At 73.1% G+C, this 21529-nt stretch carries 16 protein-coding genes and 2 pseudogenes; 9 read left to right on the forward strand and 9 right to left on the reverse strand.

What is annotated here, in order from left to right; all coding sequences use genetic code 11:
• Nucleotides 1-45 precede the first annotated feature (45 nt).
• Nucleotides 46-1245, forward strand: a complete 1200-nt coding sequence (locus tag AAH979_RS36395) for a histidine kinase (protein WP_346262674.1) — start codon at nt 46-48, stop codon at nt 1243-1245.
• Nucleotides 1242-1913, forward strand: coding sequence for a response regulator transcription factor (locus AAH979_RS36400; protein ID WP_346262675.1), 672 nt, complete (start codon nt 1242-1244; stop codon nt 1911-1913). The genes AAH979_RS36395 and AAH979_RS36400 overlap by 4 nt, the downstream gene beginning before the upstream one ends.
• A gap of 193 nt (nt 1914-2106) precedes the next feature.
• Here AAH979_RS36400 and AAH979_RS36405 read toward each other — a convergent pair whose 3' ends face one another.
• Nucleotides 2107-2985 (reverse strand): alpha/beta hydrolase, encoded by an 879-nt coding sequence (locus AAH979_RS36405; protein WP_346262676.1) that lies wholly within the window; start codon nt 2983-2985, stop codon nt 2107-2109.
• 115 nt (nt 2986-3100) lie between these two features.
• Here AAH979_RS36405 and AAH979_RS36410 point away from each other — a divergent pair, with 115 nt between their 5' ends.
• Both AAH979_RS36410 and AAH979_RS36415 read left to right on the forward strand, forming a co-directional pair.
• A complete protein-coding gene (locus AAH979_RS36410) occupies nt 3101-5071 on the forward strand; it encodes a BTAD domain-containing putative transcriptional regulator (RefSeq protein WP_346262677.1) in 1971 nt (656 codons plus the stop codon).
• Nucleotides 5072-5201: 130 nt separating this feature from the next.
• A complete protein-coding gene (locus tag AAH979_RS36415) occupies nt 5202-6284 on the forward strand; it encodes an aldo/keto reductase (protein ID WP_346262678.1) in 1083 nt (360 codons plus the stop codon).
• Between the two features lie 33 nt (nt 6285-6317).
• Here AAH979_RS36415 and AAH979_RS36420 read toward each other — a convergent pair.
• The 3 genes and pseudogenes from AAH979_RS36420 to AAH979_RS36430 form a co-directional block, all read right to left on the reverse strand.
• Nucleotides 6318-6554, reverse strand: a pseudogene (locus tag AAH979_RS36420) (NlpC/P60 family protein); the annotation flags it as partial.
• A gap of 79 nt (nt 6555-6633) precedes the next feature.
• Nucleotides 6634-7113, reverse strand: a complete 480-nt coding sequence (locus AAH979_RS36425; protein WP_346262691.1) for a hypothetical protein — start codon at nt 7111-7113, stop codon at nt 6634-6636.
• A gap of 298 nt (nt 7114-7411) precedes the next feature.
• Nucleotides 7412-9202: a 5'-nucleotidase C-terminal domain-containing protein gene (locus AAH979_RS36430; RefSeq protein WP_346262679.1), complete on the reverse strand. Its 1791-nt coding sequence runs from the start codon at nt 9200-9202 to the stop codon at nt 7412-7414.
• A gap of 389 nt (nt 9203-9591) precedes the next feature.
• On the opposite strand from AAH979_RS36430, the gene AAH979_RS36435 reads away from it, so the two are divergent.
• Complete coding sequence (locus tag AAH979_RS36435; protein ID WP_346262680.1) at nt 9592-10809, forward strand: M20 family metallopeptidase; 1218 nt, start codon at nt 9592-9594, stop codon at nt 10807-10809.
• A 78-nt stretch (nt 10810-10887) separates the two neighbouring features.
• On the opposite strand, the gene AAH979_RS36440 is transcribed toward AAH979_RS36435, so the two are convergent.
• On the reverse strand, nt 10888-11010 hold the full coding sequence (locus AAH979_RS36440) for a hypothetical protein (protein ID WP_346262681.1): 123 nt from the start codon (nt 11008-11010) through the stop codon (nt 10888-10890).
• A complete protein-coding gene (locus AAH979_RS36445) occupies nt 10994-11959 on the reverse strand; it encodes a hypothetical protein (protein WP_346262682.1) in 966 nt (321 codons plus the stop codon). Before AAH979_RS36445 ends, AAH979_RS36440 begins: the two co-directional genes overlap by 17 nt.
• Nucleotides 11960-12169: 210 nt before the next feature.
• Between AAH979_RS36445 and AAH979_RS36450 the strand changes: the two are divergent.
• Together AAH979_RS36450 and AAH979_RS36455 are read left to right on the forward strand one after the other, a co-directional pair.
• Nucleotides 12170-13315 (forward strand): annotated as a pseudogene (locus AAH979_RS36450) (gamma-glutamyltransferase); the annotation flags it as partial.
• A gap of 12 nt (nt 13316-13327) precedes the next feature.
• A complete protein-coding gene (locus tag AAH979_RS36455) occupies nt 13328-14353 on the forward strand; it encodes a tetratricopeptide repeat protein (protein ID WP_346262683.1) in 1026 nt (341 codons plus the stop codon).
• 78 nt (nt 14354-14431) lie between these two features.
• On the opposite strand, the gene AAH979_RS36460 is transcribed toward AAH979_RS36455, so the two are convergent.
• Nucleotides 14432-15391: a hypothetical protein gene (locus AAH979_RS36460; RefSeq protein WP_346262684.1), complete on the reverse strand. Its 960-nt coding sequence runs from the start codon at nt 15389-15391 to the stop codon at nt 14432-14434.
• The gene (locus tag AAH979_RS36465) at nt 15388-15768 is read right to left on the reverse strand and encodes a hypothetical protein (protein WP_346262685.1); all 381 of its coding nucleotides are present in this window, start codon (nt 15766-15768) and stop codon (nt 15388-15390) included. Before AAH979_RS36465 ends, AAH979_RS36460 begins: the two co-directional genes overlap by 4 nt.
• Nucleotides 15769-15954: 186 nt before the next feature.
• On the opposite strand from AAH979_RS36465, the gene AAH979_RS36470 reads away from it, so the two are divergent.
• Nucleotides 15955-19722 (forward strand): CHAT domain-containing protein, encoded by a 3768-nt coding sequence (locus AAH979_RS36470; RefSeq protein ID WP_346262686.1) that lies wholly within the window; start codon nt 15955-15957, stop codon nt 19720-19722.
• Between the two features lie 55 nt (nt 19723-19777).
• On the opposite strand, the gene AAH979_RS36475 is transcribed toward AAH979_RS36470, so the two are convergent.
• Nucleotides 19778-20524, reverse strand: coding sequence for a hypothetical protein (locus AAH979_RS36475; protein ID WP_346262687.1), 747 nt, complete (start codon nt 20522-20524; stop codon nt 19778-19780).
• Between the two features lie 75 nt (nt 20525-20599).
• On the opposite strand from AAH979_RS36475, the gene AAH979_RS36480 reads away from it, so the two are divergent.
• Nucleotides 20600-21490: a LysR family transcriptional regulator gene (locus AAH979_RS36480; RefSeq protein ID WP_346262688.1), complete on the forward strand. Its 891-nt coding sequence runs from the start codon at nt 20600-20602 to the stop codon at nt 21488-21490.
• The last annotated feature ends 39 nt before the right edge of the window (nt 21491-21529 follow it).

A 21529-nucleotide genomic window follows, 5' to 3' on the forward strand; every position in this document is an offset into this window, starting at 1 on the left:
CACGGGCCGACGCCCCCGTCGCAGCGGCAAGATTACGATCGGTGCGTGTCCACCGCTGCGAAGCTGCCGCTGCCCAAGGCCGTGCCGCCGGGCGTGTGGACGGCGTTGACCTGGTGTGCCGCCACGGCGTATGCCCTCGTCATGTTTGTCCGGTTGCCGGGCGAAGTGCCCACTATTCCGTTCAGGGATCCCTTTGACCGTTCGGCCGCATCCTGGTCGTACCTGGCGGTAGCCACCGTGGTCGCGCTGGCCGGCAGCGCTCTGCTGCGCCGCCGGCCACTGGCGGCCGTCGCACTGCTGCTGGTCGGGTCCGTCGCGGCAGCGATGGCGCTGAACTCGACCCGGATCGCGTTCCTGCAGTTCCTGGCGGTCGACGTGGCGCTATGTTTCATCGCCGCGGCCCAGCCGCGCCGTACCTCGATCGCCGCCAGCGCTATGGCATTGGCTGTGCTGGCTGGCTACGCGATCACCAGAGTGCTGCTTGGTTTCCCGATTGGTACCTCGACCCAGTCGGCCGTCGCCTTGAGCGCGGCCGTCGCCTGGCTGATCGGCAACACGATCAGGCAGACCCGCGACCACGCCCACCAGGTGGCTGCCAGCCACACGGCTGAAGCGGTCACCGCCGAACGGCTGCGGATCTCCCGGGAGTTGCACGACAGCGTCGCGCACAGCCTTGGCATCATCGCCCTGCAAGCCGGCGCGGCCAGCCGGGTCATCGACACGCAGCCGACCGCGGCGCGCAGCGCGATGAGGGCAGTGGAAGCTGCCAGCCGGCAGACGCTGTCCGAGCTGCGGCGGATGCTCGGTGTACTCCGGGAAGCCGAACCAGGCCATGACCGGGCACGGCTCGACGAGCCCACGCCCGGCGTGGCCGACGCCGAGCGGCTGGCCGCGACAACCAGCGCCACCGGTGTCAGCGTCGATCTCCGGTGGCGCGGGGAGCACCGGCCGCTGCCGCCCGACATCGACATCGCCGCGTACCGCATCATCCAGGAGTCGCTCACCAACGTGGTACGCCACGCCCACACCACCAACTGTCGGGTGTTGATCGACCAGCGAGACGACTGGCTGTCCATCGTGATCGAGGACGACGGACACGGCACCGGACACACCACAGGCACCGGACACGGCATCGCCGGCATGCAGGAACGGGTCGACCTGCTGCACGGCCACTTCCACGCCGGACCCCGCCCAGAGGGCGGCTTCCGCGCCACTGCCCGCATCCCCATACCAGCGGCGCCGTGACGACCATCCGCGTCGTCCTCGCCGATGACCAACCCCTCGTGCGCGCCGCCCTACGCATGGTCATCACCGACGCCCCCGACCTCGACGTCGCCGCCGAGGCCAGCACCGGCGCCGAAGCGATCCGGCTCACCGCAGACCTCCAACCCGACGTCGTCGTCATGGACATCCGCATGCCCGGCATGGACGGCATCGAAGCCACCCGCCTGATCACCACGAACCCCGGCACGGCCGCAGTACGCGTCATCGTGCTCACCACGTTCGACCACGACGAGTACGTCTACGCCGCGCTGCGCGCCGGCGCGTCCGGATTCCTCGTCAAAGACATGGCACTAGAAGACATCCTCGCCGCCATCCGCGTGGTCGCCGCCGGAGACGCCCTCATCGCACCCACCGTCACCCGCCGCCTGATCCAAGAGTTCGCCAGCCGACCCGAGCCCGCATCACCACCGCAGCCCGCGATCGAGGGCATCACGGAACGGGAACGCGAAGCACTGGCCCTTGTCGGGCGCGGCATGTCCAACACCGAGATCGCCGCCGCCATGTTCATCAGCGTCGCCACCGTCAAGACGTATGTGACACGACTCCTCGCCAAGCTCGACGCACGCGATCGGGTACACCTCGTCATCATCGCGTACGAAACCGGCCTCGTAGTCCCACGTCGCTCCTGACGACACCGCCACACGCACAAGGTCGGGCAAACCCGCCGGAAAGGCCACCCACCTCGCGGACCCGTCGGCGGCGGTGTCGCACAGCGACTGGTAGGCGTTCAGGGAGCGATCCCGCCGACGGATGCGGAACGGCGCGCCGGCTGCCACCCGCCAGTAGACCTCGGCGAACGCGTTGGCACCGCCAGTCGGTGCGTTAGCGGGCGACGAGCGCGCGGAGTACCTTGCCGATCTCCTCCGGTGCCTCCTCGGCCATGAAGTGGCCGGCCGAGGTGGTGTGGTGCACCAGGTTCGGGGCCCAGGCCCGCCACAGCGCGGCGGCGTCGTAGCCGAGCTCCGCCCCCCAGTCCTGCTGGACGACCGTGACCGGCATGGCCAGCCGGCGGGCGGCGGCCCGGTCCGTCTCGTCGTGCGCGACGTCGATCCCGGCCGAGGCGCGGTAGTCGGCGACGATGGACGGCACCGCCTCGCGGGACGCCCGGAGATACTCTGCCCGCACCTCCGGCGGGATCGCCCGCGGGTTCCGGGCCCAGCCGTCCAGGAAGTAGCCGAAGAAGGCATCCGGACTGGCCGAGATCATCTGCTCCGGCAGGCCCGGCGGCTGGGCCATCAGGTAGAGGTGGAAGGCGACCGCGGCGCGGGCGCCGTGCAGGACGTCCCACATGTCGAGGGTCGGCAGCACGTCGAGCGCGGCGAGGTGTGAGATCGCGTCCGGGTGGTCGAGGCCGGCACGGACGGCGACCAGGGCACCCCGGTCGTGGCCGGCGAGCGCGAAGCGCGGGTGGCCGAGTTCCCGGGCCAGGGTGACGACGTCGGCGGCCATGGTCCGCTTGGCGTACGTCTCGTCGTCGCGGGCGGCGGGCTTGTCGCTCGCCCCGTAGCCGCGCAGGTCGGGGCAGATCACGGTGTGCTCGGCGGCCAGGTCGGCGGCGACGTGCCGCCACATCAGGTGGGTCTGCGGAAAGCCGTGCAGCAGCACGATCGGGCTGCCCGCACCGCCCACCGCCACCGACAGCGTCACGTCGTCGTCGACCGTGACCCGACGGTAGTCGAAGCCGGAAATGGCAGCAGCCATGATGTTGTCCTCTCCTGGTCGGTCCTGCCCGGCTGGGCCCGTCCAGCGTGCCGATCGCCGATGAGCAACCGATGAGCGCGATACGTTGGTCGCCTCGGTGCGGAAGGGTGGATCGGTGCAGGTCAGCTTCGGGGTGCTCGGGCCGGTCGTCGTCTGGGACGCCTCCGGCGCGCCGATCGACGTGAAAGGGCCGAGACACCGCGCCGTGCTGGCCCGGCTCGTCGTCGCGCGCGGTCGGGTCGTCCCGGTCGACCGGCTCGTCGACGACCTGTGGCAGGAGCCTCCGACGGGTGCGGTGAGCGCGGTCCGGACGTTCGTGTCGGCGCTGCGGCGCGCACTGGAGCCGCACCGGCCACCGCGCGAGCCGGCCCGGCTGCTGGTCACCGAGGGACCGGGGTACGCCCTCCGGGCCGCGCCGGACACGGTCGACGCCTGGCGGTTCGAGGAGGCGGTCGCCGCCGGCCCTGCCGGACCACCCCAACCGGCCCTCGACCGCCTCGACCAGGCCCTCGGCTGGTGGCGAGGGCCGGCGTACGCCGGGTTCGACGACGAGTCGTGGGCCCGCCCGGAGCGCAGCCGGCTCGAAGAGCTACGGCTGCACGCGGTCGAGTCCCGGGCCGAGGCGCTGCTGGCGCTCGGCCGGGCGGCCGAGGCCGTGGCGGATCTCGACGCCCATGTGGCCGAGCATCCCTGGCGGGAGGAGGCGTGGCGGCTGCTGGCCCTCGCCCTCTACCGCACGGACCGGCAGGGGGACGCGCTGGCCGTGCTGCGCCGGGCCCGCGGTCTCCTCCTCGATCAGCTCGGCGTCGACCCGGGTCCGCGGCTGCGCCGGCTGGAGACCGACATCCTCCGGCAGACCGACCCGGACGCCGGCCCCGCGCCGTGGGCGGCCGACCGGGTCTGGGCGGAGGCCACGGCGGCCTACGACCGGACGGTGGCGTCCAGCGCCCGGGTCAGGCTGGAGTCCACGGTCGGCCTGCTGCGAAGTCTCGCGGTGGCCGGCGCGGGCGGACTCGAAGCCGCCCGGGAACAGCGGTTCGCGGCCATCGCCGCCGCCGAGCAACTCGGTGACCCGGAACTCACCGCGCGGGTGATCGGCGGCTACGACGTACCAGCGATCTGGACGCGTTCCGACGACCCGGAACAGGCGGGCCGGATCGTGGCGGCGGCCGAACGGGCCCTGGCCGCCCTGCACCCCGGCGCGTCCGCCGCCACCCGAGCCCGCCTGCTCGCCACGATCGCCGTGGAGTCCCGGGGCACCCGGGCGGCACGCGGGCCCGAGGCGGCCCGGGAGGCGGAGCGGATCGCCCGCCAGCTGGGCGATCCGGCCCTGCTGGCCTTCGCGCTCAACGGCGTGTTCATGCAGAGCTTCCGGCGCGCAGGGCTCGCCCCGCAGCGCGACCAGGTCGGCGCGGAACTCGTCGCGCTCGCCACCCGCAACGACCTGCCGACCTTCGAGGTGCTCGGCCACCTGATCCGGCTCCAGGCCCGCGGCGCGCTCGGGGACTTCGCCGCCGCGGACGCGCACGCGGCCGAGGCGGACCGGGTCGCCGAACGGCACGAACGGCCGCTGGCGGCCGTCTTCACCGGGTGGTACCGGGCGATGCGGCTGGCCGCGACCGGGGCGCCCGCGCCGGAGGCCGAGGCCGGCTACCGGGCCGCGGCGGCACAGCTCGCCGGCGCCGGCATGCCCGGGGTCGAGCGGGGGCTGCTGCCGCTGGCCCTGCTCTGCCTGCGGGTCTGGCACGGTCAACCGGCCTCCGCCGACCAGCACACCGACTGGGGCCCGTACGCGCCCTGGGCCCGACCACTCGTCCTGCTCGCTCAGGACCGCCCAGGCGATGCCGCGGTGGCGCTGCGCCGGACCCCGGAGCCGCCGCACGACATGCTTTTCGAGGCGCTCTGGTGCCTTACCGGCCAGGCGGCGATCATGCTGGAGGACCGGGCGATGCTGGAGCGCGCCCACGCCGCACTCGCACCGGCGGTGCACGAGCTGGCCGGAGCCGGCAGCGGCATGCTCACCGCCGGCCCGGTCGCCCAGCACCTCGACCGCCTCGGCACCGCCCTCGGCCGCGCCAGTTGGTGATCACTAACTCGATTCAGCAGCAACAAGCAGGATCGTGCAAGAGGTAGCGAGGATCGTTAAATCGGTGCGGCGGGTCGGGCTGCTGTAGTGGAGTGGTCCACTTCTGCGCCAGAACCTTGGGGAGCCGCACATGTCGCTCGATTCCTACCTCACCCTCGGCCGCTCCGGGCTGCGGGTCAGCCCCTTCGCCCTCGGCGCGATGAACTTCGGCGAGGAAGGCGGCTGGGGCTGCTCGGTCGAGGAGTCCGAGAGGATCCTGCAGACGTACCTCGATCGCGGCGGCAACTTCGTCGACACCGCCAACTTCTACACCAACGGCCACTCCGAGGCGATCCTCGGTGACTTCTTCGCGGCCCGCCCGGGCCTGCGCGACCGGGTCGTACTGGCCAGCAAGTTCTTCGGCAACATGTACCCGGGCGACCCGAACGGCGGCGGCGCCGGCCGCAAGGCGATCGTCGCCCAGCTCGAGCAGACGCTCCGGCGGATGAAGACCGACTACCTCGACCTGTACTGGCTGCACAACTGGGACGCGCACACCCCGGTCGAGGAGACCATGCGGACCCTCGACACGCTGGTCACCGCCGGCAAGATCCGCTATGTCGGCTTCTCCAACACCCCCGGCTGGTACACCGCGCAGGCGCACACCATGGCACTGCTGCGGTCCTGGACGCCGGTCATCGCCCTCCAGGTCGAGTACTCGCTGCTCGCCCGTACCGTCGAGGGGGAACTGGTCCCGCTGGCCCGGGACACCGGGATGGGGCTGACCCCGTGGAGCCCGCTGGCCGGCGGATTCCTCTCCGGCAAGTACCGTCGCGGTGTCGCCGAGGTCGCCGACACCCGGCGTGGCCAGATCACCGGCGGCCCCACCGAGGCCCAGTACGTCGTCATCGACGCGGTGACCGCCGTCGCCGCCGAGGTCGAGGCGAGCGAGGCCGCGGTGGCCCTCGCCTGGCTGCGCGCCCGCCCCACGGTCACCGCACCGATCCTCGGGCCGCGCCGCGTCGCACACCTGGAGGCGAACCTGGCCGCACTGGACGTCCGGCTCAGCGAGCAGCAGATCGCCGTACTCGACGAGGCGTCGGCGCCGAAGCTGAACTACCCGTACGACCTCAACCGGCAGACCGGCGCGATGTTGCAGTTCGGCGGCGCCACCGTCGACGGCGTCTCCTCGGCCGGCTATCCGCCGCTGGTCCAGGACAGCACCCGGTACTGAGCCGGCCTCGCCGAGGCGCCCGGCCGGACCTGGCTACAGGTACCTGCGCGCTCCGGCGTACTCGTGGGCGTACCGGTGCTCGTCGAGCTTGACGTACTCGACGCCGCTCTCCTCGGTGTCGGTGTTGGTCGGCGCGTCGACCAGGTAGCCGTCACCGGCGTACATGCCGACGTGGTGCACCCGTCCGGTGCCGTTGGCGCGGGCGAAGAAGACGAGGTCGCCGGGGGCGAGCTGGTCCCTGGCGACCGGAGTGCCGGCGTTGGCCTGGTCCTGCGCGTCCCGGCGGTGGCCACCAGCACCGCCCGGTCGAGCCGGGCCAGCTCTGGCTACCGGGCGCCCCGGCGGACGGCTATCGCGACCCGGTCGCCCTCCGGGTCGCCGTCGTCTTCGCGGTACTCCTGCGGGCGCTCGCCGCCGTGGCCCGCTTCGCGGCGGCCTTCTTCGCGGTGGCCTTCCGCGGGGCGGCTTTCCGGGCCGTGGCCTTCTTCGCGGCGGCTTTCTTCGCCGGCTTCGCGGCGGCACTCTTCGCCGGTACCCGCTTCGACGGCGCGGTCCGCTTGGCCGGAGCGGCCTTCTTCGCCGCCTTCGCCGCAGAGACCGCCCGCTTCTCCGGGGTCTTCGCGGCGGTCGCCCCGGTGGCCCGTCGGGTGGCGGTGGCGACCTTCTTCGCCCTCGCGCTGCTCTTCGCCGGGGCCTTCTTCGCGCCGGTGGCCTTGCGGGCCGCGGCCGGCCTGGTGGGGGTGCGCTTGCTGCCGCCTCGACCGTCCGCCGGCCGTCTCCCTTGGGTGACGGTGGATCGGATCGGGCCTGCTCGTCGTGCGTCGGCCACCTCGACTCCTCCTCGTCCGGTACCACCCCGGCGGACCGGTACCGCCGCAACGGCGGATCGTCCGGCGGGTGGGTCCCCGTCCGGAGACGCTGTCTCCCCTCCGCGCGAGCCGCTAAACACGCTCCGGCCCGCACCCGACCTGCCCGGCCGGGCCCGGCGATCGGGCACGCCGGAATGCGAGGCGCCCGGCCGGGATCTCCCAGCCGGGCGCCTGCCCGAACACCCGCCGCCGTCACCGGCCGACCGGCCATGCCCCGGCAGGGCCGCCGAGCCGTCCCGGATCACCGGACGGCCCGGCTCAGAAGACCGGTACGCCCTCGCGGACCAGCCGCCAGTTCGGCTGGAAGAAGTCGGCCGGGTCGATGCTGCCCTTGGCCTGCGCCCAGTCGATCAGCAGTTGGCGGATCTCCTGCTGCTCGTTGTAGATCTGCGGCTTCACGATGCCGGGGAAGTTGCCGCCCCCGCTGCGCCGGTAGTTGTTCACCGCGATCACGAACTGGTCGGTGTCGGCGACCGCCGCCCCGCCGCCCGGGTGGGTCAGCCTGGTGATCCGCTGGCCCACCGGCCTGCTGATGTCGATGTCGTAGTCGACTCCGGAGATGGTGTCGTAGTTGTAGTCCGGCACGCTCGGGTCGGTGAGCTGCGCCGGGTCGACCGGCGCGCCCGGGGAGAGGGTGCGGAAGTACTTCGCCGAGTACTCCAGGTAGGCGCGCAGCTCGGCGCCGCTGACCAGTACGGCCTCCAGAGTGTTGTCGTAGATGTAGAGCCCGGCCACGTCCTTGATGCGTACGTCCCCGGCCGGGAAGACCGCTGTCCGGCTGAACGGCGCGGCGATCGACAGTACCGGCAGGTCGGCGTACTGGCCGCCGGCCAGCGCGGCGGTGACGGTGTCGGTCTGCACCTTGTTGATGTAGTCGAGGATCGGGGTGTCCTGGTAGCGGGACTCCGCCGCCGACAGTTCGACCGCCGAGGTGGCGACCACCTGGTTGACGTACGCGACCGTCTTTCCGTGTTGCCGGCGTACCGCCGCGAGCACCTTCGGGTCCTCCGGCACGGTGTTGCTGTTCAGCATCGTGGCCCGCTTGCCGGTGATCCGCCAGCGGTTGCGGTCCCGCTCCAGGGTGAAGTCCATCCGGGTCAGCCGCTGGCCCCACTTCGACGGCTCCGACATCAGTACCCGCTCGCCGGTCCGGGTGTTGGTGACGAACCGCTCGACCACCTCGGCGTGGGCGTGCCCGAACAGGATGGCGTCGATCCCGGGCACCTCCTCGGCGATCATCGCGCACGGGTTCTCGTTCGGCAGCTCGGGTCCGTAGCTCGACGTACCGCTGTCGCCGCCGTGCGCGGAGATCAGCACGACGTCGGCGCCGCGCTGGCGCATCACCGGTACCCACTTCGCGGCGGTCGCGACCATGTCCTCGAAGCGGAGCCTGCCCTCGACGTGCCCCCGGTCCCAGATCGCGGTGCCGGGGTTGGTCAGGCCGAGGATGCCGACCCGCAGCGTCGGTGCCCCGGGCCCGAGCGACACCTTCTTGATGAGGTACGGGGTGAACGCCGGCTTGCCGGTGCGCTCGTTGACGGCGTTGGCGGCCAGGGCCGGGAAGCCGAGCTGCTTGATCCACTTATCCAGCAGCGGCAGCCCGTAGTTGAATTCGTGGTTGCCGAGCGTCACCGCGTCGTAGTCGAGGATGTTCATCGCCCGGGCCATCGGGTGCGTCTCACCGGTTTCGGTGATCGGTTCCTGCTTGGCGTAGTACGTCGCCAACGACGTGCCCTGGATGGTGTCACCGGCGTCGAGCACCAGCGTCGCCCTGCCGCGCCGCTCGGCCCGGATCTGCTTGACCAGGCTCGCCAGCTTCGCCACGCCGACGTCGTTGTGCGCGCTGTCGTCGTATTCGGCGTCCCGGTAGTAGTCCCAGTTGTAGACGTTGCCGTGGGTGTCCGAGGTGCCGAGTACGGTCAGGTCGTAGGTCTTCGGCCTGGTCTGCCGATGGGCCTGCGCCGGTGCGGCCCCGACGAGCGGTGCTGCCGCGGCGGCCGCGGCGACGGCGAGCACCTGGCGTCGCGAAGGGCCGGGAGGAGGGGTCATGCCGCGCCTTTCCTAAGACATGGGGAGCGCTGGGTAGCCGCGCCGACGGCACCATAACGACCGGTCGCGGGTCACGCCAGCCGAGCCGCCGGTGGACGACCACCGGCCATCCGGGCTCCGACCGGCGGACGGCTGCCGGTCACCCGCCCGTCAGGTCGACCAGCCCGTTCCGCTCCGGCCGAGGCCGCCACCGGGAAAGCCAGGGCCACCAGGGACGGGTGCCGTTCGTCACGTCCGGCGCCCGCGCATGATCATGAGACTTGATCGCCCGGGCCGGCTCCGTAGGATCTCGATATCCCCGAGGTCGGGGCGCGGACCAGCCACGACGGAGGCGTCCGAGACCTCGGCGGCAGCGGCCACGGCGGTACGACCAGGGCGGGGAGAGACGGATGAGCCTGCGCGAGGATGCGGCGGAGATCCAGGACGAGCTGGCCGGGCTGCGCCGGGAACTGCACCAGATCCCGGAGGAGGGCCTGCACCTGCCGCGTACCCAGGAACGGGTGCTGGCCGCGCTCGCACCCCTGCCGTTGGAGATCAGCACCGGAACCGGACTCTCCTCGGTCACCGCCGTGCTGCGCGGCGGTGCGCCCGGACCGGCGGTGCTGCTCCGGGGCGACATGGACGCGCTGCCGATCACCGAGAGCAGCGGCGTCGACTACCGTTCCCGGCACGACGGGGTGATGCACGCCTGCGGGCACGACCTGCACACCGCCGGGCTGGTCGGGGCCGCCCGGCTGCTCGCCGCCCGCCGCGACGAGCTCGCTGGCGACGTGGTGTTCATGTTCCAGCCCGGCGAGGAGGGTTACAACGGCGCCGGACACATGATCGACGAGGGGGTGCTGACCGCCGCCGGCCGCCCGGTCGAGGCCGCGTACGGGCTGCACGTGCTCTCGTCCATCCTGGACCGGGGCGTCTTCTCCTCCCGCCCCGGCCCGCTGATGGCCGGCTCGGCAGGTCTTTTCGTCACCGTCGTCGGGGCGGGCGGGCACGGTTCCCGGCCGCACGTGACCCTGGACCCGGTGCCGGTGGCCTGCGAGATGGTCACCGCGCTACAGACGATGGTCACCCGCCGGTTCGACGCGTTCGAACCGGTGGTGCTCACCGTCGGCACCTTCCACGCCGGAACCCGGCGCAACGTCATCCCGGACGAGGCGAGTTTCGAGGCGACGGTGCGGGCCTTCGACCCCGCGGTGCACGCTGAGCTGGGCCGGCACGCCGTCCAGCTATGCGAGCAGATCGCGGCGGCACATGGCCTGCGCGCCGAGGTGCGGTACGAACCGGAGTATCCGGTCACGGCCAACGACCCCGACGAGCACGAGTTCGCCGCGTCGACCGTCCGGGAGCTGTTCGGCGCGGAGCGGTTCGTCGACATGCGCCACCCGATGACCGGCTCGGAGGACTTCTCCCGGGTGCTCGGCCGGGTGCCCGGAGCCTTCGTCTTCCTCGGTGCCTGCGCCACCGACGACCCGGAGACGGCGCCCGGCAACCACTCGCCCCGTGCCGTCTACGACGACAGCGTGCTGGCCGACGGCGCCGCGCTCCTCGCCGAGCTGGCCACCCGGCGACTCGCTCGACCGGCCGCCGGCCCGCTTTCGCGTACGCCCTGACCCGGAGCGGGGAGCGGGGCGGGCGGTCCCTGCCGCCGGCCCACCCCGCGATCGTCTTCGGTTACCTGCTGCCGCCGCTCAGTCGACCAGGGCGAAGGCGGCGTAGAACTCACCGCGCGCGTCGCGCGGCGCCGTGCGGTCCGGGCTCACCTCCGTGCCGACCCAGCCTCGGAAGGCGCCGGAGTCATCGATGACCTGCAACAGCGGCCGGACGTGGCTGTTGTACTCGTAGCACGACTTGTACGACAGGCACTCGCACCAGAACTCGTACGTGTTCCGGCGTCCGCCGAACGCGTTGCTCAGGTAGTAGAAGCGCCGGTTCTGCGCCGCCAGCTGGTCGACGCAGGCCTGGTACCCCCGGGCCCGCGGCACAGCACGAGGCCGGGGAACAGCCGGCGTTGTCCTGCACGGAACCCAGGCACGAGCCGTCGTCGCACAACTGCCAGGTGTTCATGGTCAGCCCGCCCGCGCTGCCCCGGGTGTAGTTGACGATGCTGTTTCCGTTCCAGGCCTGTCCCTCCAGCAGGAACGTCTCGGACCTGGTCCGGACGCTGGCCATCGACGCCTTGGTCTCCTGGTTCAGGCCGGCGTTGCTGCCGTACCCGATGCCGCTGGTCAGCGAATAGTTGTCGCTCGCCAACTGCATCCGGCCGAGGGTGCTGCGTGGGCTCGACACGGTCCACGTCTCGACCAGGTTGACCGCGCTGGTGGTGCCGTCGACCGTGCTGCTGGTCCAGGTGATGGTCACCTCTCCGGCCGGCTGGTCGTACTGGTAGGTGCCGGTGAACCGGCCGTTCGGCTCCCCGGTGAAGCCCGGTGCCGTCTTGATCTGGCAGTTGTTGCGCGGGTTGCGACCGGGCACCCAGTCACCGCAGTAGTAGACGTCGCCGCTGCGGATCGGCAGCGGGTGGTCGGCCTGGTTCCAGGTCCAGAAGTTGTGCTCCACAGTGCTGCCCGTGGTGCCGAAGACCAGATAGCCGAGGCGTACGTAGTTGCGGTAGGCGTCCGTACGGAAGCCGGCCGTACTCACCACCCAGTTCTGCTTGCCCAACGGTGCGGGCGCGGCCTGCGCCGGCTGTACTGCCACGAGTTGGGTGACGGCGGTCAGGATGACAACGGCGAGTGCCGACAATCGTGTCGTGCGGCGCACTGCGATACCTCCCTGGTCCAAGATGGTCGAAGCGGCAGGGGTGCGAGGCAAGCCCACCGATGTTGACCAACCTGAGGTCCATGTCGATCAACCTATCGTCCTAGGATGCCCTACGGGTGGTGCGGGCAGGCACGCCGGAGGACCACGAAGGCAACAACCGGAGCCGGTCCGTGCCGGGCCTCCGGTTGCCGTGCCGCCGCCGGAGGCATATACCGGCAGATCGCCCGGCGGGGTGTCGACGTCTTCTACACCGGACCGATCGGCGCGGACCTCGTCGCGGCGGTGCGCCGCCCGCCGGTCGCCGCCGACCCGGCCGTGCCGTGGCAGTTCCCGATCCAGGCCGGCGGGATGACCCGGGCCGACCTCGCCCGCTACGAACTGCGGTTCCCCGCGCCGACCCGGTCGGACTACCGGGGCCACCAGGTGTACGGCATGTCGACGCCGTCCAGCGGCGGTGTCGCGGTCGGCGAGGCGCTGAACCTCCTGGAGCGGTTCGACCTGTCGAAGCTGACCGTCACCGAGGCGCTGCACCACTACCTGGAGGCGAGCGCCCTGGCCTTCGCCGGCCGCAACCGGTACGTCGGGGACGGCACCTCCCGGCGGATCCTCGGCGAACTGCTCGACGACCGGTACGCGGCCGAGCGCGCCTGCCGGCTCGACCCCGCCCGGGCCGCACCGAAGCCGGTACCGCCCGGCGACCCCGACGGCCGGTACGGCGACTGCGCGACCGTGACGGCCGGCATCGCGGCCAACCCCGGGCAGAGCACCACGAACCTGACGGTGGCCGACCGCTGGGGCAACGTCGTCGAGTACACCCTGACGATCGAGGAGACCGGCGGGAACGCGATGGTGGTGCCCGGGCGCGGATTCCTGCTCAACAACGAGCTGACCGACTTCACGTTCGCCCAGACCCCGGGTGCGGCGCCGGACCCGAACCTGCCCGCGCCCGGGAAGCGCCCCCGCAGCTCGATGTCGCCGACCATCGTGCTCGACGACGACGGCCGTCCGTTCCTGGCGCTCGGCACCCCCGGCGGCGCCACCATCATCACCACCGTGCTGCAAATCCTGGTCAACCGGATCGACCTCGGGATGTCCCTGCCACAGGCGTTGGCGGCACCCCGGGCCTCGCAGCGCAACAGTGCCGCACCGCAGGCGGAGCCGGCCTTCGTCACCGCGTACGGCGGTGCACTCGGCGCGCTCGGCCATCCGGCGTTCGCCGCCACCGCCGAGCTGGGTGCGGCCACCGCGATCGAGTTCACCGGTCGACGCGGTCTGCTGGCGTCGGCGGAACCGGTACGGCGCGGCGGCGGGGCGGCCGGCGTCGTCCAGCCCGGTCGGTGGGCGGCGTCGGGGTGAGAGGATGTCGGGATGCCGGCGCTGACGTTGCCCAGGGTGACCTATCTCGGCGGGCATCCCGACCGGACCGACCAGACCAGGCAGCTCACCGTCGTCCTCGACCGTCCCGGCATCGTGGTACGCGGGCGGTTCCGCCGCTTCCTTGAGTTCCGCTGGCCCGACCTGCGCGGACTCGACGTACGGTCACCGGACATCGTGACCTTCGTGCTGGCGACGTCGCTGTCCGAGGTGGACGGCGACGGCGCCACGCTGCACCTGGAGACCGACCGGGGGCGGGCCCGGCTGCACGTCAACGGCGTCCGCCAGGCTGACCTGCGGGCGACCCTCGCCGGGTGGGTGACCCGGGAGGCCGGGCCGGACGCCCCGTTGCCGGCGACGCCACCGCCCGCCCCGCGCCAGGTCGACGGCCAGCTCGGTACGGTGCGGATGGCCCTGGACGTCTGGCGGGCGGCCAGCCTCGGCCGGGAGCCGCTCGCCGACCGCAGCACCCTGGCCTACCGGCTGGCCGTGGCCGAGAACCACCGGCTCGGCGGGGCGTTCACCGAGGCCGTCGCCGTGCTCGGGCCGCTGGCGGCCGAGGCCGCCCGGGCGTTCGGCCCGACCGACGACGACACGTTGAAGGTCCGCAACGCGCTCGGCCAGACGTACCTCGCGGCCGGTGAGCTGGACGACGGGTTGGACGTGCTGCGCGAACTGGTGGCGGTGACCGAGCACCTGCACGGCGTCGACGGCGAACTCACCCTGGTGTTCCGGAACAACCTGGCGGTCGGCTACCAGCAGGCCGGCCAGTACGCCCTCGCCATCGACCTGCACGGGCAGAACGTCCGGCACACCGAGCGGCGGCGCGGGCCGGCCGACCTGGAGACGATCGGCCGGCGCAACAACCTGGCCGCCACCCTCGCCCTCGCCGGCCAGCGGGAACCGGCGATCACCGCGTACTGGGCGGTGCTCGACGCGCTGGCCGGCGCCGATCACGCGCTGGCGGTCACCGCCCGGCAGAACCTGGCCATCCTGCACAACCCGTCCTGGCGGCCCTGACCGTCGCGGCGCCTCGGCCGCGCCGTCGGCAACCGTAGGGGCGCCGGAGCACGTGAGTAGCGTGCGGCCGGCACGCCGTCAGCCGTGCAGCAGCGGCAGCGGGGGAGGAGCGCCGGCCGGTGCGACCGGGCGGAGTTGGCGTACCACGTCGTCCTTGCGGACGATCGCGCTGATCTCCGCCCCGGTCTCGGCGGTGAGCCGGCCCTGGCCGGACAGTCCCAGGTGGGTGGCGAGCTTGCGACCGTAGAGGTCCACCGCGGCCTCGACCAGGTCGGTGTAGACGCCGACGGCGAGCCGGGCACGATACCGGGCGGTGAGCAGGGCCACCGCCCCGACGAACAGGGCCGGCCACCAGAGGGCGCCGAGCAGGACGTACAGCACACCCCAGCCGGCGAGCCGGGCCGCCGAGGCGCAGCGGTCCTGCACCGCCGTCAACTCGCCGCGTACCGGCTCGGGCAGTACCAGCCAGAGTCGCGGCCACACCGCTGCCAGGTCGATCGCGTAGCTGCGGTGCACCCGGACGTCGGCCGCGTGCAGCCGGTCGCCGATCCAGGTCGGCCGCTCCGCCGCTACCAGGCCGATGGCGTCCCGCCGGGCGATCGCCCGGCGGGCCCGGGCCCGGGCCGCCGGATCGGCCGGATCGGCCAGCAGCGCGCGTTCCGCCTCCGCCACCTCGGCGTCCGCCGTGGCCCACCGCCGCTGCCGGGACCCGGCGAGCCAGCGCAGCACCGGCGCCGAGCCGGTCAGCCCCCAGGTCCACTCGACGAGCAGGCCCACCGCGCCGGCCAGCAGCCCGGCCGCGGCGGCGCCGAGCAGGAACCCGGCCGCGGCGATCAGCAGGGCCGCGTTGCGCCCGCTGGCCGGGGTGGCGCCGACCGTGTCCAGCCAGGTGCCGAGCACCCGACGGTCGACCGCATGGCGGTGCCCGAGCACCTGCGCCAGCACCACCGCCCCGGCGAAGAGCGCCCCCGGCACCATCAGGGTGGCGGTCCACCGGGTCACCAACTGCTTGCCGAGCTCGGCGAGGAAGGCGGTCACAGCGTGATCCGGGTCTCGACGAACGGCAGCCCGGTCAGGGCGCAGGTCGGCCGGTCACCGTCACCGGCCCGCTCCGCCCGGGCACACGCCTGCCGGTTCGGGCAGGTCCAGCCGGTGACCGTGGGATGCCCACCGCCGCCCCGCCAGGTCTCGAAGCCCCGGCTGCCGGTGGTCAGCCCGTCGATGCCGTGCCGGGCGAACACGACGTCGAGCCGGTCGAGGTCGGCTTCGAGTTGCCGGTCCAGCCGTCCCTGCCCGATCGCGTCGGCGATCCGGCCCAGCACGTCGGCGGCGCCGAACCGCTCGGCGTACTCCCGGAGTTGTCCGCCGCCGGCCTGGCCGCAGAGCCGACCGATGCGCTGCGCGACGAGTTCCATGTCCGCTCCCCGTGCGTCGGCCGGCCGGATTCCGCTGACACAGTAACGCCCGGCGCACCGCATCGTCGCGAGGCGCGGGCACCGGGTGGCGTCGCCGCGCACCCGCCACCCCGGTCGGCGAGACTGTGTGCCGGAAGGCGACCGCGGAGCAGCCTCGGTAGCCCGGCCGCACGATGGGACGCAGCGATGTCGAGAAGCGACCTGGATCTGATCACCGCCGCCCTCGACGAGTACGAGCGCAGCGCCGATCCGTCGATCCCGCTCGACGCGGAGCTGGCCGACGCGGCGCAGCGCCTCGGCCCACAGGTCGGTGACCGGGGCCCGGGTTGGCAGGTGGCGGGGGTGCTGGCTCGGCTGCACTGGTGCCGTTATCTGCTGCTGCCCGGGCTGGACGGGCTGCGGGAGCGCCAGGCGGCGGTCGAGCTGTTCCGCCAGCTCCAGCGCCGGGAACCGGATCTGGTGCCCGAGCCGCTGCGCGACGAGTGCCGTGAGCCCGGTCCGTCCGGAGTCGACGAACTCTCCGCCGTCCTGTTGAGCCGGCAGCAGGCCGAACGGGTCGACCGCCTGCGGCAGCGGCACCTGGCCGGCGACGATCGGGCGCTGCGGATGCTGGTCAGCCTCTACCGGGAGTGGCTCCCGTATGCGGCCCGGCAGCGTGGCTGGCCCGGCGTCCTGCTCCAGGCCGCGCTGCTGACCGACCTCGCCGACGCGCTGCTCGCGGTCGCCGAGCACGCCCTTGACGGACGCAGGTACGACGACGCGCTGGACACTGCCACGAAGGCGCTGACGGTCACCGCCGCCCGGGACCCGCACCGGCCGGCCCGGCTCACCTTCCGGGGCCGTCTCTTCGAGTTGTACTTCGACGAGGGCGCCGGCCCGAGGGCGCTGGAGATGGCGGTCGGCGACTACCGTCGGGCCGCGCAGCTCGGCTGGCACCGGCGGCCGACCGAGCTGGACCTCGTCGGTCGGCTCGGTGCCGCGCTGCGCCGGCTGGCGGAGCTTCCGGAACAGCCGTCGGTGGAGATCCTGCTCGAGGCGACGGCGGCCTGGCGGGACGCGGTGACCTCGTCGGCTCCGGAGGATCCGGAGCTGCCGTCCCGACTGGAGCGGCTCAACGAGGTCGGCAACCTGCTGGCCCATGCGGTCGGCCTCGAACCGGTGCGTACCGTGCTGGGCGCCGCCCAGCAGCCGGGGCTGCTGGACCGGCTGTTCCGGCGTACCGGGGAACTGGCCGACCGGGTCGGCGTCGACACCTCGCCGGAGGTACTGGCCGAGCGGCTCGACTCGGCCCTGGTGCTGTGCGCCGCGGTACCCGCCTTCGACCCGGCCCGGCCGCGTGCCCTGCTCCTGCTCGGCCAGGCGGAACACGACCGCTGGCAGCACGGCGGTGAACTGGACGGGGCCGAGCGGGCCGCGATCTGGGCCCAGATCGCCCTGGACGCCGCCGGCCCGGAGCACCCGCTGCGCCGGGAACTCCTGAACCTGCTGGCCGGGGCGGCCGGTGACGCGGGACTGCACAGGCGGTCCGACGCGCTGGTCGAGGCGGCCGTCAGCGCCGCCCGGGCCGCTCTGGAGCTGGCCGACGCGCACCCGGAGGCCCGACCGACCCAGCTCGGCGTGCTCGCCGACGCGTACGCCCGGGCCGGACGGCTGGCCGGCGACCGCGACGCCCTGGATCAGGCGGTGCGGCACCAGCGGGAGGCGGTCGCGCACACCTCGGCCGACCAGGAGGTGTACCCGGTGCGGCTGATGAGCCTCGCCAGCATGCTGGTGCATCGCGACGCCCTGGCACCGGACGACGCGCTGCTCGCCGAGGCGGTACAGGCAAACCGGAGTGCGCTCGCCGCCCTGCCCGCCGACGACTCCCGCCGGGTCGGCTTCACCTACAACCTGGCGAGCAGCCTGTCCCAGCACGCCCTCCGGCGTAAGGACCCGGTGGAGCTGCTGGCGGCGGAGCAGATCTTCGCGGAGGCGTTCGCGCTGCTGCCGCCGGGCCATCCCGACCAGCCGCGGATCCGCAGTTCGATCGCGGAGATGCGGTACCAGCGGTTCGTGCTCGGCGGTGACCTGGACGCGCTCGCCGGAGCCGTGGCACTGGCCCGGCAGGCGCTCGACGAGACTCCGGCCGGGCATCACTGGTGGCCGATCCGGGCCCTCATCCTGGCCCGGGCATCGGCCGAGCTGGCCGGCCTCGGCGGGCCCGACGCGGCGGCGGCGCGCGCCGAGGCGATCGCCACCTACGCCGCGATCGCCGCCTCGCCGGTGGCCGATCCGCAGCGCCGGATCGACGCCGAACGCCGCCAGGCCGAACTCGCCGACGAGGCGGCGGATCCGGCCGCCCGACTGGCCGCGCTCGAACGCGCCGTCCAGCGGATCCCCTCGGTGATCAGTCGGTCGACCGCCGGCCGGCGCCGGCTGGACGCCATCGCCCGGCTCGGCGGGCTGGCGTCCGAGGCCGCCGCGGTCGCGGTCGCGGCGGGAGATCCCGACGCCGCCGTCGAACTCCTGGAACGGGGGCGCGGCCTGCTCTTCAACGAGGCCCTGGACATCCGCGTCGGCGGAGCGGAGCTGGCTGCCGTCGATCCGCTGCTCGCCGCGGACCTGGCCAGGGTCGAACGTGAACTGGCCGAGGCGGACGCGTACACGCATGTCCGCACGTTCATCATCGAGGTGGAGCGGACCACGGCGTCCGGCGAGTCGCTGGCCAAGAGCACCCGGGAGTGGGATCCCCGGACCAGTTGGCTGCCTCGGACCCGCGAACTCGCCGCCGAGCGGGACCGGCTGGTGGCCCGGATCCGCGCGTTGCCGGGCTTCGCCGACCTGCTGCGGCCACCGTCGCTGCCGGTGCTCCGGGAACGGCTCCGGGGTCTGCCGGTGGTCGTCGTCAACACCTTCGGCGACCGGGGCGACGCCCTGCTGGTCCCGGCGGAGCCGGGACGGCCGGTGGAGCTGGTCCGGCTGCCCGAGTTGCGTGAGGCCGCCGTCCAACGCCAGGTCACCCGGATGTACGCGGCCGTGCTCGACGCCACCGAGCCGGCGGTACCCTTCGACCGGCGGGTCGCCGCCCAGGAGGATCTGCTCGACGTGCTGGCCTGGCTGTGGGACGCCGTCACCGGGCCGGTACTCGACCGGATCGCCCCGGCGGAGGGTCCGCCGCCGAGGATCTGGTGGTGCCCGGTCGGCTCGCTGGCCCGGCTTCCGCTGCACGCGGCCGGTCACCACCAGGCTGCGGACCGGTCGCGTACGGTGCTCGACCGTACCGTGTCGTCGTACACTCCGACACTCAACGCGCTCGCCCACGCGGCGACCGGGCGGCCCCGGCCACCGGCCGCCGCCACGGCGGTGGTCGTCGGCGTACCGGGCGCACCGCGATCGTCGGCGTTGCCGGAGGTACGCGCCGAGGTCGAGCACGTCGCCCGGCTGATTCCCGGCTCCGCCCTGCTCAGCGGGACGGAGGTGGCGCTGCGCGATGTCGAGGACCTGCTCCGGGTCCACCCGATCGCGCACTTCGCCTGCCACGGCGTCGCCGACACCAGCGCCAACGCGATGCTCGGCGGTGGACTGCGACTCGGTGCGGCGACGCTCAGTCCGCACCTGGTCCGCTCGTACCGGCTGGACCGGCCGGAACTGGCCTTCCTGTCGGCGTGCAGCACCGCCGAGGCCCATCCGACCTTCACCGACGAGCCGCTGCACCTGGCGTCGGCGTTCCAGCTCGCCGGGTTCCGCGGGGTCGTCGGCACAATGTGGCGTACCACGGACAGCGCCCGGGTCGCCGAGGCCTTCTACCGCACCCTGACCGGCGGTGGCACCAGGCCACCGGCGACGGCCGACGCGGCCCGGGCGCTCACCGACACGGTACGGGCGCTGCGCGACGAGTTCCCGTCGACTCCGACCAGATGGGCCGGATACCTCCACGTGGGGCTGAACCGGCCACTCTCCCCGGCTCCGAGCTGACGGGCCACCGGGCGGTCGGGCGGGTCAGGGGCGCGCGCGGACCGGGCGGCGACAGTCAGGTCGCGGGTATCGGATCGGGACTGCCGGCGTGCAGGGCGGCGGCCGTGGCGAAGGCGCGGATCATCGGGTGCACGACCGTGCCGTCCCCGGCGAGTTCGGGCTGGAAGAGGGTACAGAGGAAGAACGGGTGCCCCGGCAACTCGGCGACGCGTACGTCTCCGGCCTCGTCGAAGCCCGTCAGATGCAGCCCGTGCGCCCGGAGGACGTCCAGATAGGAGGGATTGACCCCGTAGGAGCACTGGTAACGCTCGACGCTCCGGCCGGCACCGAGCACCCGTTCGGCCAGCGAGCCGGCGGCGATCCGTACCGTCCCCTCGTGCCCGGCGAGCGAACAGGCCAGCGGTTCGATCAGCAGTTCCCCGGTCGCCTCCGGGTTGTTCTCGCCGTGCGCGGCCCCGGACAGCCCGCACACGTCACGCGCGTACTCCAACAGGGCATGCTGGAAGCCGCCACAGGTACCGAGGAACGGTATGCCCTGCTCGCGTGCGGTGCGGACGGCGCTGATCGCACCCACCTCACTCCGGTACGGGCTGCCCGGAGTGAGCCAGATCCCGTCGAAGCCGGCCAGCGTCCCGCCGTCCGCCGCCTCGGGCGTCGGGATCCAGTACAGGTCCAGGTCGAGCCGGTCACGCAGCCGCAGCGCGTCGAGGAGCACGGGCATGCGGGCATGGGCGCGGACGTGCGGAGAACGGTCACCGACGGCGGCGACCCGGGCGGTGAAGGCGGATCGGGTCTCGGACATGGCATCATCCTGGCCCGCCGACCCCGTGCAGCACCAACGATGATCAGTACTGGTCTGATAAGCAACACTGATGCGGTGGACCCGCACCTGCTGCGTACCTTCGTCGTGGTGGCCGACTGCCGCTCGTTCTCGGCGGCCGCCCGGCGACTCGGTTACACCCAGTCCGCGGTCTCGCAGCACATCGCCGCGCTGGAGGGCGATCTCGGCACCATGCTGCTGTACCGCCGTCCGGTGGCGCCGACCGAGGCGGGGGAGCGGCTGCTGGAGCACGCCGGCCCGATCCTGCTGCGGCTGGACGCGGCCCGGGTCGACGTCCGGCAGGCGGCCGCGGAGCCGACCGAGCCCCTGCGCCTCGGCATGACCCCGCTGGCCGCGACGGCCCGGGTCGCGACCGCACTCACCGCCGTACGCCGGACCCGGCCCGGCCTCGACGTGACCGTACGGGTCGCCGACCGGCAGTCGGTGGCTGCCGGTTTCGCCACCGGCGAGTACACCATCGCCCTTGTCGACGGCGTGGTCGCGCCGAGCGACCCGTTACGGCTGCTCGACTCCGGCGCGCTTGTCGGCGTCGCGGTCGCCGAGCAGCCGCTCGTCGTGCTGCTTCCGGAGGGCCATCCGCTCGGCCCGCGTCCCGGGCTCACGCTGGACGATCTGCTGGATGCCCGGTGGATCGACGCACCCGACGTGACGGCCGCGTTATCGGACCTGAGCGCCGTCGCCCGCTCGGACAACCCGCGACCTTCGATCCGGTACGCCGGCACCGATATCGCCGCGCTGGTCGCGCTGGTCGCGGCCGGGCACGGGCTCGCGGTACTGCCCCGGTCGGCGGTGCCGTCCTGCGCCGGGATCGACCAGGTGCCGCTGGCCGCTCCACGTCTGGTGCACCGGACGGAGTTGCTCAGACCTCGCGCTGGCGGATCGCTGGCCACCGCGCTCAGCGACGCCATCACCGGGCAAACCGGATAACCGGCAGTGTGCCACGTCCGATTTCATGATCGAGTCGGT

Origin of the sequence: Plantactinospora sp. ZYX-F-223 (assembly GCF_039649625.1) — a bacterium.
Taxonomy (GTDB): Bacteria; Actinomycetota; Actinomycetes; order Mycobacteriales; family Micromonosporaceae; genus Plantactinospora.

What these genes read in the sequence shown, in the direction of transcription:
- AAH979_RS36470 (WP_346262686.1), top strand. Translation starts at nt 15,955, where the DNA reads ATGTCGAGAAGCGACCTGGATCTGATCACCGCCGCCCTCGACGAGTAC.
- AAH979_RS36455 (WP_346262683.1), top strand. Translation starts at nt 13,328, where the DNA reads ATGCCGGCGCTGACGTTGCCCAGGGTGACCTATCTCGGCGGGCATCCC.
- AAH979_RS36405 (WP_346262676.1), bottom strand. Translation starts at nt 2,985, where the DNA reads ATGGCTGCTGCCATTTCCGGCTTCGACTACCGTCGGGTCACGGTCGAC.
- AAH979_RS36475 (WP_346262687.1), bottom strand. Translation starts at nt 20,524, where the DNA reads ATGTCCGAGACCCGATCCGCCTTCACCGCCCGGGTCGCCGCCGTCGGT.
- AAH979_RS36435 (WP_346262680.1), top strand. Translation starts at nt 9,592, where the DNA reads ATGAGCCTGCGCGAGGATGCGGCGGAGATCCAGGACGAGCTGGCCGGG.
- AAH979_RS36465 (WP_346262685.1), bottom strand. Translation starts at nt 15,768, where the DNA reads ATGGAACTCGTCGCGCAGCGCATCGGTCGGCTCTGCGGCCAGGCCGGC.
- AAH979_RS36415 (WP_346262678.1), top strand. Translation starts at nt 5,202, where the DNA reads ATGTCGCTCGATTCCTACCTCACCCTCGGCCGCTCCGGGCTGCGGGTC.
- AAH979_RS36430 (WP_346262679.1), bottom strand. Translation starts at nt 9,202, where the DNA reads ATGACCCCTCCTCCCGGCCCTTCGCGACGCCAGGTGCTCGCCGTCGCC.